Origin of the sequence: Coprococcus sp. AF51-11b1 (assembly GCF_027682785.1) — a bacterium.
Taxonomy (GTDB): Bacteria; Bacillota; Clostridia; order Lachnospirales; family Lachnospiraceae; genus Allocoprococcus; species Allocoprococcus comes.
Genome location: NZ_JAQCZB010000013.1, coordinates 39,437 through 56,308, shown reverse-complemented (window position 1 = coordinate 56,308; position 16,872 = coordinate 39,437). Strand labels below are relative to the sequence as shown.

Genomic DNA, 16,872 nt, shown 5'->3' with positions numbered 1-16,872 from the left:
ACTATGAAAATCACATTAAAAGACGGATCAAGCAAAGAATATGCACAGAGCATGTCTGTAATTGATATTGCAAAAGATATCAGTGAAGGACTTGCAAGGGTTGCAACAGCAGGAGAAGTTGACGGAGAAGTTGTTGATTTAAGAACTGTGATCGACAAAGACTGTGAGCTGAACATTCTTACATTCAATGATGAAAAAGGAAAAGGTGCATTCCGTCACACAACATCTCACATTATGGCACAGGCAATCAAGAGACTGTATCCGGATACAAAACTTGCGATCGGACCTTCAATTGAAGACGGATTCTATTATGATATTGACCGTGAGACTCCGCTTGTAGCAGAAGACCTGGAAAAGATCGAAGCTGAGATGAAGAAAATCGTTAAAGAAGATCTTCCAATTAAACAGTATACAATGCCAAGAGCGGAAGCAATCGCATATTTTAAAGAAAAAGATGAACCATATAAAGTGGAACTGATCGAAGACCTTCCGGAAGATTCCGTAATCAGCTTCTATTCACAGGGAGAATTTACAGATCTTTGTGCAGGACCTCACCTGATGAGCACAAAACCGGTAAAAGCATTCAAACTTACAAGCCTTGCAGGAGCTTACTGGCGCGGAAGTGAAAAGAATAAGATGCTTCAGAGAGTTTATGGTACTTCCTATCCGAAGAAAGCAGAGCTTGAAGAATATCTGCATATGATGGAAGAAGCAAAGAAGCGTGACCATAGAAAACTTGGAAAAGAACTTGGACTTTTCATGATGAGAGAAGAAGGACCGGGATTTCCATTCTTCCTTCCAAAAGGAATGGAACTGAAGAACCAGCTGCTTGATTACTGGAGAGAGATCCACAAAAAAGCCGGCTATGTTGAAATTTCAACACCGATTATGTTGAGCCGCCATCTCTGGGAAACATCAGGACATTGGGATCACTACAAAGACAATATGTATACAACTGTGATCGATGATGAAGATTTCGCTATCAAACCAATGAACTGCCCGGGAGGAATTCTTGTATATGAATCTGAACCACGTTCATACCGTGACCTTCCGCTTCGTATGGGAGAACTCGGACTGGTTCACCGTCATGAAAAATCAGGACAGCTTCATGGACTGATGCGTGTAAGATGCTTTACACAGGATGATGCACATATCTTCATGACACCAGAGCAGGTACGTGATGAGATCAAAGGCGTTGTAAAACTGATCAATGAAGTTTACAGCCTGTTTGGATTTAAATACCATGTGGAGCTTTCTACAAGACCGGAGGACAGCATGGGAAGTGATGAAGATTGGGATATGGCTACTGAAGCCCTTCGTGGCGCATTGGACGATCTGGGACTTCCATATGTAGTAAATGAAGGAGATGGAGCGTTCTACGGACCGAAGATCGACTTCCATCTGGAAGATTCTATCGGAAGAACATGGCAGTGTGGAACCATCCAGCTTGATTTCCAGCTTCCGCTCAGATTTAACCTTGAATACACAGGAGCAGATGGTGAGAAACATCGTCCGATCATGATTCACCGTGTAATCTTCGGATCGATCGAAAGATTTATCGGTATCCTGATCGAGCATTTTGCAGGGGCATTCCCGACATGGCTTGCACCGGTACAGGTTAAGGTGCTTCCGATTTCAGACAAATATATGGATTATGCACAGAAGGTTCTGGATGAACTGAACAATTCAGGTGTTCGTGCAGAAATTGATACACGTGCAGAGAAGATCGGATACAAGATACGTGAAGCACAGATGAAGAAGATCCCGTATATGCTGGTTGTCGGAGCAAAAGAAGAAGAGGACGGACTGGTATCTGTAAGAAGCCGTTTTGAAGGGGATGAAGGACAGAAGTCACTGACGGACTTCCTTGCAGCAATCAAGATGGAGATCCAGGCCAAAACAGCAAGGGAAGTAAAAAAAGAAGACGATAAATAGAGTTTTAAATAAAATCTGAATAAGAAATAAAACTTTCGGGCATAATGATACTGATTTTCAAAAAGGAGGTAACATTATGCCTGAATTAAAATGTACAGTACAGACATGTATGCACAACAAAGATTTTTATTGTGATCTGAACGCAATTACGGTGGGAGGAAAATCTGCACGGAAAGCTGCAGAGACAAGCTGTGACAGCTTTGAAGAAAGAAAAAGCGGCACCTACAGTAATGTGACTGGTGAGGCGGGTCCGACAAGCAAGATCGACTGCAAGGCCACGGAGTGCCAGTACAATAAGGAATGCCAGTGCCATGCAGGAAAGATCAGTGTGGAGGGCAGCAAGGCATGCAGCTGTGATGAGACGGAATGTGCAACTTTCAGTTGTGGATGTGCGTAGATGAAAGTGATGGGTGTGGGAGAGTTTCTCCTGCACCTGTTTGTTTGTGTGCAAGGAATGAGAGAAAAGGTGCGAAAAGGATGGTTGGGGAGGTTGACGGGGGTGTTAGAAAGAAGGTATAATAAAAATCGGACTTTTGAAGAAAGACAGGGAAATTAAATGGAAAAAAAAGACAATGTAGAGAAAGGGGTTTCGGGGAAGCCGGAAAAGAAGAAATCGGCAGCGTATTATGAAAAGCGTCCGGAATTTGGTAACAGAGGGCCGTCAAAGATTTTGCTGCATTTCAGGAAGGGGATTACCTTTTTCCTTGTTATTGCGGCTTGTGTGATCTTTTATTTTCTGTTACTCCGAATAGATGATATATCAGTAGGTGTCAGTAAAGTAATTGATGTGTTAAAGCCGATCCTATACGGAATGGTGATCGCATATTTGCTGAATCCGATCGTAAAGCAGATTGACCGGTGGCTGATTCCACAATTAAAAAAGAAAATGTCTCAGGAAAAGGCAAAGAAGGTTTCGCGTAGTGTCGGTGTTTTTGCAGCGCTGGTTATGCTGCTTGCTTTGATCCTGGCACTGTGCAATATGCTGATTCCGGAACTTTATAAAAGTATCCGTGACATGGTTCAGACTCTGCCGGGACAGATCAGTGATATGGTTACGAAGATCATAAGTATCCAGAAAGATACCAGTCCTGCCGGAGTCATGGCACGTAACCTGTTAGAAAAGGGATCGGATGCATTACAGAACTGGATCAAACAGGATCTTTTAACCAAGGTTAATGAAGTGATGTCAAACCTGACGGTTGGGATCATCAATTTTGTCAGTGAGATCCTGAATTTTCTGATTGGTCTTATTGTATCAGTCTATATTCTGTTCAGTAAGGAAACATTTTCCGCACAGAGTAAAAAGATCGTCTATGCAGTGTTCCGTACAGATCATGCCAATATGATCCTGCATCTGACAAAGAAAAGCAATGAGATTTTCGGTGGATTTATTATTGGAAAGATCATTGATTCTATGATTATCGGAGTGCTTTGCTTCTTTGGACTTACGCTCCTGAAGATGCCGTACATACTTTTGATCAGTGTAATCGTTGGTGTGACCAATGTCATTCCTTTCTTCGGACCGTATATCGGTGCTATTCCGAGTGCCGTTCTGATTTTGCTGAATGATCCGATCAAGGGCTTGTATTTCCTGATCTTCATTCTTGTGCTGCAGCAGCTTGATGGAAATGTGATCGGACCGAAGATTTTGGGCAATTCGACCGGATTATCTGCATTCTGGGTTGTATTTTCAATCCTGCTCGGAGGCGGTCTGTTTGGATTTGTAGGAATGATCATGGGCGTGCCTACATTTGCAGTAGTTTATTATATTATTACAATGCTGATCAATCATTTGCTGGAGAAGAAAAAGCTTCCGCTTCAGACTTCGGAGTATGGGGAAAAGAGTTATGTGGATGATAGCGGAAGATTTGTCAGAGAAAATCCGGAAGAAAATGATACAGCGGTAAAAAACGGGGAAAATAAAAAAGAGAGGAAGTAAGCAGAAATGCCAATTCGTGTACAGAATGACCTTCCGGTAAAAGAAATACTGGAAAAAGAAAATATATTTGTAATGGATGAGAACCGTGCGGTTCATCAGGACATCCGTCCGATCAAGATCGGACTTCTGAATCTTATGCCACTGAAAGAGGATACAGAACTTCAGCTTCTGCGCTCCCTTTCCAATACACCGCTGCAGGTTGACATTGTGTTTTTGGCAGTGAAAAATCATGTTTCAAAGAATACTTCAGCGAATCACCTGAACCGGTTTTATGAGAATTTTGAAAATGTAAAAGATCAGAAATTTGACGGATTTATCATAACCGGAGCACCGGTAGAGCAGATGCCTTTTGAAGAGGTGGATTACTGGGAAGAACTTGTAGAGATCATGGAGTGGACAAAGACGCATGTTACTTCAACGATCCATCTCTGCTGGGGAGCACAGGCAGCACTTTATTATCATTATGGGATTAATAAAGTACAGCTGGACAAAAAGCTTTTCGGTATCTTTGAACATAAGGTTATGAACCGTAAGATTCCTCTGGTACGTGGATTTGATGATGTATTTTATGCACCGCATTCGAGACATACAGATGTGCCAATTGAGAAGATCCGTGCAGATGAGAGACTGATGATTCTGGCAGAGTCGGAAAAGGCAGGAGCATACCTTATCATGGCACAGAATGGAAGACAGATTTTTGTGATGGGACATCCGGAGTACGACCGAGTGACACTGGATCAGGAGTATAAGCGGGATCTGAGCAAAGGACTTCCGATTGAAATGCCGGAGAATTATTATCCAGACAATGACAGCACACAGAAGCCACTTCTTACATGGAGAGCACATGGTAACTGTATGTATGCAAACTGGCTGAATTACTATGTTTATCAGGCAACCCCGTATGATATGGTGGGGACACCGGATTTTCATTAGGATTCAGATAGAATTTCATATACCGATATCCTGAAAGGCATATCAGAAAGTACTATGTTTCAGAAGAGAAATCCTTTGCTATAATAGGAAAGCAAAAATAAGCGGGAGGAAAAATATGTTATTGGAGCAGAAAACAACTGATTTTTTGGAACAGCTCTCATCGTCAGCACCGATTCCGGGAGGTGGCGGTGCATCGGCAGCAGTCGGAGCGTTCGCATCAGCTTTGGGACTTATGGTTACAAATCTGACTGTCGGAAAAAAGAAATATGCGGATGTTGAAGAAGAAATTCTAGAGATAAGAGAAAAACTTGAGCAGAAGAAGCAGGATCTGGTCCGGATGGTAGATGAAGATGCCGAGGCTTTTGAACCACTGGCAAAGGCTTACAGAATGCCAAAAGAGACAGAGGAAGAACAAGCAGAGAAGGAAAAAGTTATGGAGGCCGCACTTAAAAATGCGGCAGAAGCACCACTGTGTATCATGAAAACAATTGTAGATACTATGGAGATGATCCGGGTGCTGGGGGAAAAAGGAAGCAGGCTTGCTGTCAGCGATGCAGGAGTTGCAATCCTCTTTGCACAGGCAGCCCTTGAAGGAGCTTCTCTTAATATTTTTATCAATACAAAGATGATGAAGGATCAGGAAGAAGCTGAAAGACTGAATTATCTGGCTGATCAACTGATTGCGACAGGCAAAGAACTGAAAGAGACAACTTATGATGCTGTACTTAAGGGTATCAGACCATAACAGATAAGACAGACAGGAGGAAGACATGAGCATACAGATGCGAGGGGCTGAAGTGGCAAAAGCCATGAAAGAAAAGCTGATCAGAGAAAGAGAAGAGTTGAATGCGGCGGGAGTAAATCCATGCCTTACGATCATTCGGGTAGGGGCGAAAGAAAATGATCTTGCCTACGAACGTGGAGCAAAAAAGAGAATGGAAATGATCGGAATCGAGTGCCGCATTGCAGAACTGCCAGAAGATATTTCACAGGAAGAATTTGAGGATGCTTTCTGTAAGATCAATAAAGATCCGGAGGTTCACGGGATCCTTTTGTTCCAGCCGCTTCCGGAGCAGCTCGATGTAGAGAAGATCAGACAGATGATCGACCCGGCAAAGGATATGGATGGAATGAGTCCTGTAAATCTTGCAAAAATATTCGAAGGTGACAGAACTGCTTATGCGCCTTGTACTTCTGAGGCAGTGATGCACATTATGAATCACTATGGAATTGAACTCCAGGGGAAAAGAGTGACCGTCATCGGAAGAAGCATGGTTGTTGGAAAACCGCTTTCCATGCTGATGCTTGGACAGAATGCAACTGTAACTATCTGCCATTCACGCACAAAAGATCTGGCGGACAGATGTCGCGAAGCAGAGATAATAGTAGCTGCGATCGGACGGGCAAACCATATCACCGCCGATATGATCGCCGAAGGAGCGGTGGTAGCGGATGTCGGAATCAACGTACTGGAAGATGGAACCCTCTGTGGAGATGTGGACTACGAAAATGTCTGGGAAAAAGTATCCCATATCACACCGGTTCCGGGAGGAGTAGGAAACGTCACAACCTCTGTACTCGCCTCTCACGTGCTGCGTGCCGCCCGTACAGGTCAGAACGAACCCGGACAACGCAGAGGGTAACACCGCCTCTCTGTCGAACACAATACAAATGGGCGAAGAACAGTTACAGCCGGTAATCCAGAGCGCCCCGGAAGAGAAAAAATCCTATAGATTCAACTTGAATCTATAGGATTTTTTTCTCCTCCGTGGTGGCATAGACTACATTTATTTTTCGCCCATCTCTGGTGGAATCTTTTCTAACAACTGTCGGATATTATCACGGATCAATCGTTTATAATTATCAGGAAGCGGTGTGATCATATCCAGGATCTCGGCATTGATCGGATCCTTTGAATGAATTGAATCATCCAGGTAGTCACAGATCAGATAATCAAATTTGACATCTAATGCTTCTGAAAAATTAAGCATGGTTGCAAAGGATGTTGCCTGGCTGCCATTTTCAATCCGGCTTATCGTTGTCTCATCAAGATTTAGTTTTTCTGCTAGTGCTGCCTGTGTAAGACCGGCTTTGTGACGTGCCTGCCGAACGCGTGTACCGAAATTCTTTTCCATGCTGTATCTCTCCTTCATAAAAGTAGTGTAGCATTTCAATTTGAAAAAAGAATGATATTATATGCAAGTTAACTTTACAAAAACGCCGTGATAGGATATGATTAAAAAAAGGGGGGAGAGAAATGGATTGGGAATCGTACAGAACAGATATTGAGGCGATAAAGCTTGCGGTGAATGAATGTGAAAGACTTGGAGTGGATAAAGAAGAACTCCTCATAATCAGTATTTACCGTTTGTATGAATTTTATAAAACAGAAGACGACAGAGTCTATCTTCTGGGGGCATTATTGCATCTTAAGGCTTATCTTGAGCTGGGGATGGAATATGAAAAGAACCGTAAGATTTTTTCGCTGATTTTAGATAATTACGGGGTATGTTATCAGGATATTTTTCAGGGAGCTGTGGAAATGGAGTAGAAAAATCTGAAAAATTCCAAAAACCAGGTTGACAAATAGAGAATAAAGAGGTAATATATTAACCATAAATTGTAAAACCGTTGAGAAAGAGGAGTAGGTTATCGAACGATATCACAGAGAGCAGCAGGCGGTGGGATTGCTGTATGGAGTTGATAATTGAATGGACTTTCGAGGGCAGCCTGAAATCAGATAATTGAGAGTATGGTTTGTCGGGAACCAAACCCGTTATCAATAAGGGATGTATGTTAGTACATAAAAGAGGACAGGAAACTGTTAAAGTTGAGTGGTACCGCGTTAGTAGAAGATATTAGTCGCCTCAATCCGTAGAAGGATTGAGGCGTTTTTTATTTCATAGGAAATTCCGAAGGAACTTCCTATGAAATAAAAAGTCTCCGGCAGGATGTTACATATGTATTCCTGTTGTGGTACGGCGCGGAATCAAGAAACACCTTCTCTTGAAAGCTAACAAAGAAAATTATTTATCAAGAAGAGGAGAACAAAATTATGAAAAAGAGAACAATCGCAGTATTATTAACAATGGCAATGGCAGTAACAATGATGGCAGGATGTGGAAGCAAGTCAGATTCCAAGACAGCAGATGGAGAAAAGAGCTATACAATCGGTATTTCCCAGTTTGCAGAGCACGGATCTTTAGATAACTGCCGTGAAGGATTTTTAGAGGGACTGAAAGAAGAAGGTATCGAGGAAGGAAAGAATCTGAATGTTGAATACAAGAACTCGGCAGCAGATATGGGAACTGCATCACAGATCGCAAGCAGCTTTGTATCCGATAAAGTAGATCTGATCTGCGGAATCGCAACACCAAGTGCACAGACAGCATACAATGCTGCGATGGATACGGATATTTCGGTTATCTATACTGCAGTTACAGATCCGAAAGCAGCAGAGCTTGCAGATGATAAAGGAAACCCGGTTGGAGAAGTCACAGGAACCAGTGATAAACTTCCGATTGAAGCACAGCTGAAAATGATCCGTGAACTTCTTCCGGATGCAAAGAAGATTGGTATCCTCTATACAACAAGTGAGGCAAACAGCGTATCTGCAATTGCTGAATACAAAGAAAAAGTCGGTGACTATGGATTTGAACTTGTAGAAAAGGGAATTACAAATACATCAGAAATCGCACTTGCAACAGACGATCTTCTGTCACAGGTAGACTGCATCAGCAACCTGACAGATAACACGGTAGTAAGCTCACTTGCAACCATTCTGGATAAGGCAAATGCAGCAAATATCCCGGTATTCGGAAGTGAGATCGAACAGGTGAAGCTTGGATGCCTGGCAGCAGAAGGCCTTGATTATGTAGCACTTGGCAAACAGACAGGTAAGATGGCAGCAAAGGTTCTCAAAGGAGAAAAGAAAGCATCTGAAATGCCATTTGAGACGATCACAGAAGCAGGACTTTACCTGAATACAAAAGTAGCAGAAAATCTTGGAATCACAGTGGAAGACGATCTGAAAAACAGCGCAGTAGAGACATACGATTCTATCAGCGAAAACTAAATTTGAATTAGAAAAGTGAGGAGCAATGCAATGAGCTTTGCAGTATCGATTTTGGAGCAGGGACTGATTTACGGAATCCTTGCATTGGGAATTTATATAACATACAAAATTCTGGATTTTCCAGATCTGACCGTAGATGGCAGCTTTCCATTAGGAGCTGCCGTAACGGCGCTTATGATCACAAAAGGAGCGAACCCGTATCTGACACTTCCGGCTGCATTTGCAGCAGGTGTGGCAGCCGGTATCTGTACCGGACTGATCCATGTCAAATGCAAGGTAAGAGATCTGCTTTCAGGTATCATTATGATGACAGCGCTCTGGACGATCAACCTTCGTGTGGCAGGAACAGCCAATGTACCGTTGTTTTCCCAGAAGACAATCTTTAAAAATGATACACTGGATAAGCTGCTTCCGTCAGGATTTTCCGCTTACTCTACATTGCTCATCATTCTGATCATTGCGTTAATTGTGAAAATCATTCTCGACCTTTACCTGAATACCAAGTCCGGATACCTGCTCCGCGCAGTCGGAGATAACGATAAACTGGTAACTGCAATGGCAAAGGATGAAGGAAATGTGAAAATCCTGGGACTTGCGATCGCAAACGGGCTGTGTTCGCTTGCGGGATGTATTTTCTGCCAGGAAGAACGTGTATTTGAAATTTCCAGTGGTACAGGGGCGATGGTAATCGGTCTTGCAAGTGTTATCATCGGAACCAGTATTTTCAAAAAAATCAGTTTTGTAAAAACAACGACAGCTGTACTGATCGGTTCTATCATTTACAAGGCCTGTGTGGCAATCGCGCTGAAGAACTTCGAACCGCAGGATATGAAGCTGATCACAGCCGTTTTATTCCTGGTAATTCTGGTGCTTAGTATGGAGAGAAAGAAGAAGGTGAAGAAGAATGCTGGAGCTTAGAAATATCCACAAATATTATAATCCGGGTACAGTCAATGAGATGTGTCTTTTTGAGGACTTCAATCTGACGATCAATCAGGGCGAATTTGTATCTGTAGTAGGAAGTAACGGTTCCGGTAAAACTTCGATGCTGAATATCATCTGCGGAAGTATTCCGGTAGAATCCGGACAGATCCTGATCGATGGAAAAGATATCACAAGGGTAAAAGAATACAAGAGAAACCAGAAGATCGGACGCGTGTATCAGAATCCATCTATGGGAACCTGTCCGTCCATGACGATCTTGGAAAATATGTCTCTTGCGGACAATAAAGGAAGGTTCTACGGACTTGGACGGGGAACGAATAAGGCACGTATTGATTATTACAGAGAACAGCTCGCCCAGCTTGGTCTTGGACTGGAAGATAAGCTTCATGTCAAAGTCGGATCACTTTCCGGAGGACAGCGCCAGGCGATGGCACTGCTGATGTCTACGATGACACCAATCGAGTTTTTGATCCTGGATGAGCATACTGCTGCGCTGGATCCAAAGACAGCAGAACTGATCATGGAGCTGACCGATAAGATTGTAAAAGAAAAAAATCTGACAACGGTTATGGTCACACACAATCTCCGCTATGCAGTAGAATACGGTAATCGTCTGATCATGATGCATCAGGGACATTGTGTGATGGATAAGGCAGGAAAAGATAAAGAGGATACCTCGATCGATGAAATCCTGACGATGTTCAATGAGATCAGTATTGAGTGTGGAAACTAAAAAATACAAGATTATGAATTAAAGAGATAAGCAGAAAAGGAAACAGTTTCGGCTTATCTCTTTTTGTATTTCCAAAGGTTTTGGAAAAATTATTCGAGGATTTTCAAAATGAAAGGCTATTGTCTGAATACAGAAGGATAAGCCTGTCCGGTATAAAATGTCAATGGATTTTCAGGAATATGCCTGTAGAAGATTTGGTTGTCTGGCTGCCGGAAAATTGGTTATTTTCACAGATTGACGCTCTCTCTGTGATAGTGCTAAAATAGAGGAAAACGGTCAAGATATAGTATGCATTTTAAATAGAATACAATATATTGTAGTTATCAGAAAGGAGAAGAAGATGAGCTTAAACAATGTGAAAGTTGTAAAAAAAGATGGGACAAAAGAAGAATTTAACGTGCAAAAAGTCGTTGTGGCAGTCAATAAGTCTGCATATCGTGCACTGATCAAATTTTCACAGAAAGATATTGATTTTATCTGTCATTTTGTAGAAGAAAAGGTAGAAGAACTCGGAGTGCATGAGATTCAGATTCCGGAAATGCACAATATTGTAGAGGGAGCGCTTGAGAAAGTGAATCCGATCGTGGCAAAAAGTTACCGGGACTATCGGAATTACAAGCAGGATTTTGTGCAGATGCTTGACGAGGTTTATAAGAAAAGCCAGTCGATCATGTATATCGGGGACAAAGAGAACAGTAATACAGACAGTGCACTGGTATCGACCAAGCGAAGCCTGATCTTCAATGAGCTGAACAAAGAATTATATAAGAAATTTTTCCTGACGGTGGAAGAATTACAGGCAATCCGGGAGGGATATATTTATATCCATGATATGTCAGCCCGAAGAGATACGATGAATTGTTGTCTCTTTGATGTGAAAAGCGTACTGACCGGTGGATTTGAGATGGGAAATCTGTGGTACAATGAGCCAAAGACACTGGATACGGCATTTGATGTGATCGGAGATATCGTACTGAGTGCGGCAAGCCAGCAGTACGGAGGATTTACCGTGCCGAGCGTAGATGAGATCCTGGAGCCTTATGCGAAGCGTTCCCATGAAAATCATCTGAACAAATACAGAAGCCTTGGACTTTCGGAAGAAGTAGCACAGGAGATTGCCTGGAAGGATCTGGAAAAAGAGATGGAGCAGGGATTCCAGGGATGGGAGTATAAGTTCAACTCCGTATCCTCAAGCCGTGGAGACTATCCATTTATTACCATGACCAGCGGAACCGATATCAGCGAATATGGAAAGCTTGTCACAAAGACGATGCTGGAAGTAAGAGCAGGAGGACAGGGAAAGCCGGGACATAAAAAACCGGTACTTTTCCCGAAAATCGTGTTCCTTTATGATGAAAATTTACATGGACCTGGAAAGCCGGGAGAAGATCTTTTTGAAGCCGGAATTGAGTGCTCCAGAAAGACTATGTATCCGGACTGGCTCAGCCTTACCGGAAAAGGCTATGTGCCGAGTATTTACAAGCGCTACGGAAAGGTCATCAGTCCGATGGGATGCCGTGCATTTTTATCTCCATGGTATGAAAGAGGCGGTATGAATCCGGTGGACGAAAAGGATGAGCCGGTATTTGTCGGAAGGTTCAACATCGGTGCGGTCAGTCTCCATCTTCCGATGATCCTTGCCAAATCCAGACAGGAGAACCGGGATTTCTTTGAGGTACTGGATTATTACCTGGAACTGATTCGGAAGCTTCATATCCGTACTTACGAATACCTCGGAGAGCTGCGTGCTTCTACGAATCCGCTTGCCTACTGTGAGGGTGGTTTCTATGGCGGACATCTGAAGATCCATGACAAGATTAAACCGGTGCTGAAATCGGCAACCGCTTCCTTTGGAATTACGGCGCTCAATGAATTCCAGCAGCTTTATAATAAAAAGTCCTTGGTAGAGGATGGAGCATTTGCCATCAAGACCATGGAATATATCAACATGAAGGTCAATGAATTTAAAAAAGAAGACGGCTATCTGTATGCGATTTACGGAACACCGGCTGAGAATCTGTGTGGTGTGCAGGTACAGCAGTTCCGTAAGAAATATGGAATCGTGGAAAATGTATCGGACAGGGCGTATGTGAGCAACAGTTTTCACTGTCATGTAACCGAGGATATTACACCGATCGAAAAGCAGGATCTGGAAAACCGTTTCTGGGATCTGTGTAACGGTGGAAAGATCCAGTATGTAAAATACCCGATCAATTATAATAAAGAGGCTATCAAATCACTGGTACGCCGTGCAATGGATATGGGATTTTATGAGGGCATTAATCTGTCACTTGCCTACTGTGATGACTGTGGTCATGAAGAGCTGTCTATGGATGTGTGTCCGGTATGTGGAAGCAAGAATCTGACGAAGATTGACCGTATGAACGGATATCTGTCTTATTCGAGAGTCAAGGGAGATACCAGACTCAATGATGCCAAGATGGCAGAAATTGCGGAAAGGAAAAGTATGTAAATGCGTTACCATAATATAACAAAAGATGATATGCTCAACGGGGATGGTCTGCGGGTTGTCCTCTGGGTCGCAGGATGTGACCATTGCTGTAAGGAATGCCACAATCCGGTGACCTGGGATCCGAATGGTGGGCTTTTCTTCGATGAAAAGGCGAAGGCAGAGATTTTTGAAGAACTGGAGAAGGATTATATCAGTGGGATCACATTCAGTGGAGGCGACCCGCTGCATTCGGCAAATGCCTATGAGGTCATGATGCTGGCAAAAGAGATTAAAGAAAAATTTCCGTCAAAGACGATCTGGCTTTACACCGGTTATGAATGGAAAGATATCAAGAATATGGATATTGTAAATTATCTGGACGTTCTGGTGGACGGAGAATTCGAGGTTGAGAAGAAAGAACTGGATCTGCACTGGAAAGGCAGCGCGAACCAGATGGTTATTAACGTACCGGAGACATTAGGAAAAGGAGAAATTGTATTACATGAAGAGAATTGCTAAATTTCACAAAGTAAGTCTGGAACAGTTTATGGAAGGATGGAAGGATACTTTTGGTGAGCAGTATACAGAGGATCAGATCAAGGCTTTATATGAAGAAGTCAAACTGCCGAAGCGTGCAACGGCAGGAAGTGCAGGATATGATTTCTATGCACCGGATGATTTTGTGATCGAGCCGGGAAAGACGATCAAGATCCCGACAGGGATCCGTGTGGAAATGGAAGAAAACTGGGTACTCAAATGCTACCCGAGAAGCGGACTTGGATTCAAGTTCCGTCTGCAGCTGAATAATACGGTAGGAATTATTGACAGCGATTATTTCTATTCTGATAATGAAGGTCATATCTTTGCGAAACTGACGAATGATACCAATGAGAATAAAACGGTAGAGCTTGGAAAAGGGACAGGCTTTATGCAGGGGATTTTTGTTGAGTATGGAATTACTGTGGATGACGATGCGACAGCAGTCAGAAACGGGGGATTTGGAAGTACGACGAAGTAGGGTTGTAAAAAAGAGGCGTTAAAATATAGGTTGTGTTGGCGACCGGGATTAAAAAAATAGTGTTCAATTCCATTGTGCAAGGGCATTACGATGAACCTCTGAGAGTGAAAATTGTGTCAGCAAAGGCTTCCACAATTTTTGAGTTTCATCTTCATTGCACAATAAGTGAATTGAACACTATTTTTTTGATCCCGGTCGCCGGATTTACTGTATTAGAGAGGCGTTTTTTTACAAGGCTGGACTGATAACCGGTTGAGGAGATTTAGGTAGTGGTGGGAAGGGGGAGTTGGGGAAAGGTGAAGGTTATGTAGGTGTAGCCTGCAATTTTGTTGCAAGCTACAGGGTATTAGTTTAATTTTACGTTCAGGTAACTACGGCCGGAGAGGGTTTTGTTGAAGGTGATACAGAGGATGACGATGAGGCAGCCAGTGAGGAATCCGGGGAGGTTGAAGATGGCGGTGAGGATAAGGAGTAGGAGACGCATGAATTTTAATGCGTAGCCGAGTTCGAAGTTGGGCTGGGTGTAGTTGGCGATGGAGACGAATGCCATGTAGAGCATGATCTCGCTGTTGAACCAGCCGGATTCGACGGAGAATTCCCCCATGACGATACCGGCGATGACGCTGAGAGGGGTGCTGAGCATACTCGGAGTGTTGAGGGCGGCGAGGCGGAGTCCGTCGATGGCAAGCTCAAGGATCAGGATTTGGAAGATCAGGGGGATGTTGACCGTATCTTCGATCAGAACGAAGCGGAAGATCTCCGGTATCCATGCCGGGTTCTGCATAAAGAGCAGAAAGAGTGGAACCATGAAGACAGTCAGCAGTGTGATCAGTACACGGGATATTTTCAGGTAGATTCCGGTGATTGGCGGAAAGTAGTAATCATTTGCCTCTTCGATCATATCAAAGATGGAGGTTGGCAGGATCAGTGCAGATGGGGAGGTATCAGTAAGGATGATCACTTTTCCTTCCATCAGGCAGGCGCAGGCTGTGTCTGGACGTTCGGTAAATTTATATTTTGGAAATGGATTGTACCATTTGCGCTGAAAGAGAGCTTCAGCGAGGGATTGCTGACTCATTTTCAAATCCTGGGATTTGCTTTCTTCCAGTTTGTTCTGGATCGTGGTCAGAAGTTCGCGGTCTACACGGTCGGACATATAGCAGAGAGCTACGTCGGTGCGTGTGGAAGTGCCGGCTTCATACATTTCCATGATCAGATGCGGATCGCGGATCCGGCGGCGCATCAAGGCAGTATTGAATACGATTGTTTCCACAAAGCCATCACGGGAACCGCGTAGGGATTTGTCTTTATCGGGTTCCTCGATGCTGCGGGACGGGTAAGTACGGCAGTCGATGGCAATAGCGGCTTCATAGCCGTCAATAAAAAGACAGGTGACACCGGACAGAAGATTTTTGAAAATGCTGTCAAAGTCACCGAGAATATCAACTTCCACATAGGGGATGCAGCTTGTAGAAAAGGAAGTTGCATCCTCTGGCATATCATCGGCGGAAATATTGAGGAAGGAGTCTATAAGTTTCAGCATGATTTCATCTTTGGTGAAACCATCAATAAAATAAAAGGCACTATTTTGTCCGCCGATGATCAGAGTTCGTTCGATAATATCAAAGCTTTTTTTTACGGGAAGAGCCCGGTTCATATATTTTGTATTGTCGGTGAGGGAAGCACTGACAGTATGTTTTTCCATATTGAATCCTCCATTCAGAGATAATTTAAAGTTAAGAAAATCTGGAATCCCGGAAATATTTTACTGCCTGGATTCTGCATAGATTTAGCATTTCACAAAAAAAGGAAAATATACCGGATTATGACAAAAGTTATTAAGAAACTTAAGATTTTTTTAGCAAGGGAAAAAGATTTTGCTATCTTGCGGAAAAGAGGGTATACTGTACATAATTATAAGTAATATATAAATCCCTAAAGGGATGAAGGAGGCACACTTATGAGTGAATATATGATCATGACAGACAGTACAGTAGATTTACCGAAGGAATACCTGACCGAGGAGCTTGGGGTTCCGTATATTCCTCTTACTTATCTGATCGATGGACAGTCTTATGAGGATATGATTGGACTTACCGGGGAAGAATTTTTTGCAAAAGTCAGGGCAGGGTCGATGCCGACTACTTCTCAGATCAATCCGGAGCAGGCAAGAGAAGCACTGAAACCGTATCTGAAAGAGGGAAAGGATATTTTATATATTGCCTTTTCATCCGGACTTAGCGGAACTTATAACAGTATCCGGATGGCAGCAGAAGAATTGCAGGAAGAGTATCCGGAGCGGAAGCTGATCGTAATTGATTCACTCTGCGCCTGCATGGGAGAGGGGCTTCTTGTGTACAAAGCTGTTCAGATGAAGCGTACAGGAAAGAGTCTGGAAGAAGTGGCTGCCTGGGTGGAGGAGAACAAGCTTCATATCATGCACAACGTTACGATTGATGATTTATTCCATTTACATAGAGGCGGAAGAGTATCAAAGGCTTCTGCAATTGTTGGAACGATGATCCAGATCAAGCCAATCATCCACATGGACGATCATGGCGAACTGAAGGTTATTGGAAAAGAACGTGGCAGAAAGAAAGCATTGACACACATCGTGGATATGGCAGTGAAGCAGTCCGAAGGTTGGGATAATGATATTGTGATGATCACACACGGTGACTGCAAAGAAGATGCGGAATTTGTGGCAAGACAGGTAGAGAAGAAGATGGGAATCCACAATATTCTGATCAACTGTATCGGAACAGTTATCGGATCACATACAGGTCCGGGGGTTGTGGCTGTGTTCTGTATGGGGAATAAGAGATAAGACTTTGTGAAGACG

The 16,872-nt window shown here is 43.2% G+C and carries 16 protein-coding genes and 1 other annotated feature; of the genes, 14 read left to right on the top strand and 2 right to left on the bottom strand.

From position 1 onward, the window contains the following. Nucleotides 1-3 precede the first annotated feature (3 nt). The 6 genes from thrS (at nucleotide 4) to PGY05_RS12950 (ending at nucleotide 6,450) form a co-directional block, all read left to right on the top strand. A complete protein-coding gene (gene thrS / locus PGY05_RS12975; RefSeq protein WP_055157604.1) occupies nucleotides 4-1,935 on the top strand; it encodes a threonine--tRNA ligase in 1,932 nt (643 codons plus the stop codon). A gap of 76 nt (nucleotides 1,936-2,011) precedes the next feature. Next, the gene (locus PGY05_RS12970) at nucleotides 2,012-2,332 is read left to right on the top strand and encodes a DUF1540 domain-containing protein (protein ID WP_022220546.1); all 321 of its coding nucleotides are present in this window, start codon (nucleotides 2,012-2,014) and stop codon (nucleotides 2,330-2,332) included. Between the two features lie 159 nt (nucleotides 2,333-2,491). After that, a complete protein-coding gene (locus tag PGY05_RS12965; protein ID WP_215633995.1) occupies nucleotides 2,492-3,874 on the top strand; it encodes an AI-2E family transporter in 1,383 nt (460 codons plus the stop codon). Nucleotides 3,875-3,880: 6 nt separating this feature from the next. Next, complete coding sequence (gene metA / locus PGY05_RS12960) at nucleotides 3,881-4,807, top strand: homoserine O-acetyltransferase MetA (RefSeq protein WP_008374805.1); 927 nt, start codon at nucleotides 3,881-3,883, stop codon at nucleotides 4,805-4,807. A 115-nt stretch (nucleotides 4,808-4,922) separates the two neighbouring features. Beyond that, a complete protein-coding gene (locus PGY05_RS12955) occupies nucleotides 4,923-5,552 on the top strand; it encodes a cyclodeaminase/cyclohydrolase family protein (protein WP_055246961.1) in 630 nt (209 codons plus the stop codon). 25 nt (nucleotides 5,553-5,577) lie between these two features. Beyond that, the gene (locus PGY05_RS12950) at nucleotides 5,578-6,450 is read left to right on the top strand and encodes a bifunctional 5,10-methylenetetrahydrofolate dehydrogenase/5,10-methenyltetrahydrofolate cyclohydrolase (protein ID WP_270476092.1); all 873 of its coding nucleotides are present in this window, start codon (nucleotides 5,578-5,580) and stop codon (nucleotides 6,448-6,450) included. A 144-nt stretch (nucleotides 6,451-6,594) separates the two neighbouring features. Here the strand turns inward: PGY05_RS12950 and PGY05_RS12945 are convergent, their stop codons facing one another. Further along, nucleotides 6,595-6,942: a helix-turn-helix domain-containing protein gene (locus PGY05_RS12945; protein WP_022220545.1), complete on the bottom strand. Its 348-nt coding sequence runs from the start codon at nucleotides 6,940-6,942 to the stop codon at nucleotides 6,595-6,597. Between the two features lie 122 nt (nucleotides 6,943-7,064). Between PGY05_RS12945 and PGY05_RS12940 the strand changes: the two genes are divergently transcribed. The 7 genes from PGY05_RS12940 (at nucleotide 7,065) to PGY05_RS12910 (ending at nucleotide 14,030) form a co-directional block, all read left to right on the top strand. Continuing rightward, entirely contained in the window at nucleotides 7,065-7,358 is a 294-nt protein-coding gene (locus PGY05_RS12940) for a hypothetical protein (RefSeq protein ID WP_055297095.1), read from the top strand. A 71-nt stretch (nucleotides 7,359-7,429) separates the two neighbouring features. After that, nucleotides 7,430-7,680 (top strand) — a binding site (T-box leader). Nucleotides 7,681-7,862: 182 nt separating this feature from the next. Further along, nucleotides 7,863-8,882: an ABC transporter substrate-binding protein gene (locus PGY05_RS12935; protein WP_022220543.1), complete on the top strand. Its 1,020-nt coding sequence runs from the start codon at nucleotides 7,863-7,865 to the stop codon at nucleotides 8,880-8,882. 30 nt (nucleotides 8,883-8,912) lie between these two features. After that, the gene (locus PGY05_RS12930; protein ID WP_055158458.1) at nucleotides 8,913-9,800 is read left to right on the top strand and encodes an ABC transporter permease; all 888 of its coding nucleotides are present in this window, start codon (nucleotides 8,913-8,915) and stop codon (nucleotides 9,798-9,800) included. Further along, a complete protein-coding gene (locus PGY05_RS12925; protein WP_008374812.1) occupies nucleotides 9,787-10,560 on the top strand; it encodes an ABC transporter ATP-binding protein in 774 nt (257 codons plus the stop codon). The genes PGY05_RS12930 and PGY05_RS12925 overlap by 14 nt, the downstream gene beginning before the upstream one ends. Before the next feature lie 340 nt (nucleotides 10,561-10,900). After that, entirely contained in the window at nucleotides 10,901-13,033 is a 2,133-nt protein-coding gene (gene nrdD, locus PGY05_RS12920) for an anaerobic ribonucleoside-triphosphate reductase (protein WP_195368174.1), read from the top strand. Next, nucleotides 13,034-13,531, top strand: coding sequence for an anaerobic ribonucleoside-triphosphate reductase activating protein (gene nrdG, locus PGY05_RS12915; protein WP_008374816.1), 498 nt, complete (start codon nucleotides 13,034-13,036; stop codon nucleotides 13,529-13,531). Beyond that, nucleotides 13,515-14,030, top strand: a complete 516-nt coding sequence (locus PGY05_RS12910; protein ID WP_173687888.1) for a deoxyuridine 5'-triphosphate nucleotidohydrolase — start codon at nucleotides 13,515-13,517, stop codon at nucleotides 14,028-14,030. The genes nrdG and PGY05_RS12910 overlap by 17 nt, the downstream gene beginning before the upstream one ends. A gap of 346 nt (nucleotides 14,031-14,376) precedes the next feature. Here the strand turns inward: PGY05_RS12910 and PGY05_RS12905 are convergent, their stop codons facing one another. Next, complete coding sequence (locus PGY05_RS12905; protein WP_117556251.1) at nucleotides 14,377-15,735, bottom strand: spore germination protein; 1,359 nt, start codon at nucleotides 15,733-15,735, stop codon at nucleotides 14,377-14,379. A 255-nt stretch (nucleotides 15,736-15,990) separates the two neighbouring features. On the opposite strand from PGY05_RS12905, the gene PGY05_RS12900 reads away from it, so the two are divergent. Continuing rightward, nucleotides 15,991-16,857: a DegV family protein gene (locus tag PGY05_RS12900; protein ID WP_270476091.1), complete on the top strand. Its 867-nt coding sequence runs from the start codon at nucleotides 15,991-15,993 to the stop codon at nucleotides 16,855-16,857. The last annotated feature ends 15 nt before the right edge of the window (nucleotides 16,858-16,872 follow it).

Excerpts from the sequence above, each read along its gene's own strand:
- PGY05_RS12955 (WP_055246961.1), top strand. The coding sequence starts at position 4,923 with ATGTTATTGGAGCAGAAAACAACTGATTTTTTGGAACAGCTCTCATCG.
- PGY05_RS12930 (WP_055158458.1), top strand. The coding sequence starts at position 8,913 with ATGAGCTTTGCAGTATCGATTTTGGAGCAGGGACTGATTTACGGAATC.
- PGY05_RS12925 (WP_008374812.1), top strand. The coding sequence starts at position 9,787 with ATGCTGGAGCTTAGAAATATCCACAAATATTATAATCCGGGTACAGTC.
- PGY05_RS12970 (WP_022220546.1), top strand. The coding sequence starts at position 2,012 with ATGCCTGAATTAAAATGTACAGTACAGACATGTATGCACAACAAAGAT.
- metA (WP_008374805.1), top strand. The coding sequence starts at position 3,881 with ATGCCAATTCGTGTACAGAATGACCTTCCGGTAAAAGAAATACTGGAA.
- PGY05_RS12940 (WP_055297095.1), top strand. The coding sequence starts at position 7,065 with ATGGATTGGGAATCGTACAGAACAGATATTGAGGCGATAAAGCTTGCG.
- PGY05_RS12945 (WP_022220545.1), bottom strand. The coding sequence starts at position 6,942 with ATGGAAAAGAATTTCGGTACACGCGTTCGGCAGGCACGTCACAAAGCC.
- PGY05_RS12935 (WP_022220543.1), top strand. The coding sequence starts at position 7,863 with ATGAAAAAGAGAACAATCGCAGTATTATTAACAATGGCAATGGCAGTA.
- nrdD (WP_195368174.1), top strand. The coding sequence starts at position 10,901 with ATGAGCTTAAACAATGTGAAAGTTGTAAAAAAAGATGGGACAAAAGAA.
- PGY05_RS12910 (WP_173687888.1), top strand. The coding sequence starts at position 13,515 with ATGAAGAGAATTGCTAAATTTCACAAAGTAAGTCTGGAACAGTTTATG.
- PGY05_RS12965 (WP_215633995.1), top strand. The coding sequence starts at position 2,492 with ATGGAAAAAAAAGACAATGTAGAGAAAGGGGTTTCGGGGAAGCCGGAA.
- nrdG (WP_008374816.1), top strand. The coding sequence starts at position 13,034 with ATGCGTTACCATAATATAACAAAAGATGATATGCTCAACGGGGATGGT.
- thrS (WP_055157604.1), top strand. The coding sequence starts at position 4 with ATGAAAATCACATTAAAAGACGGATCAAGCAAAGAATATGCACAGAGC.
- PGY05_RS12900 (WP_270476091.1), top strand. The coding sequence starts at position 15,991 with ATGAGTGAATATATGATCATGACAGACAGTACAGTAGATTTACCGAAG.
- PGY05_RS12950 (WP_270476092.1), top strand. The coding sequence starts at position 5,578 with ATGAGCATACAGATGCGAGGGGCTGAAGTGGCAAAAGCCATGAAAGAA.
- PGY05_RS12905 (WP_117556251.1), bottom strand. The coding sequence starts at position 15,735 with ATGGAAAAACATACTGTCAGTGCTTCCCTCACCGACAATACAAAATAT.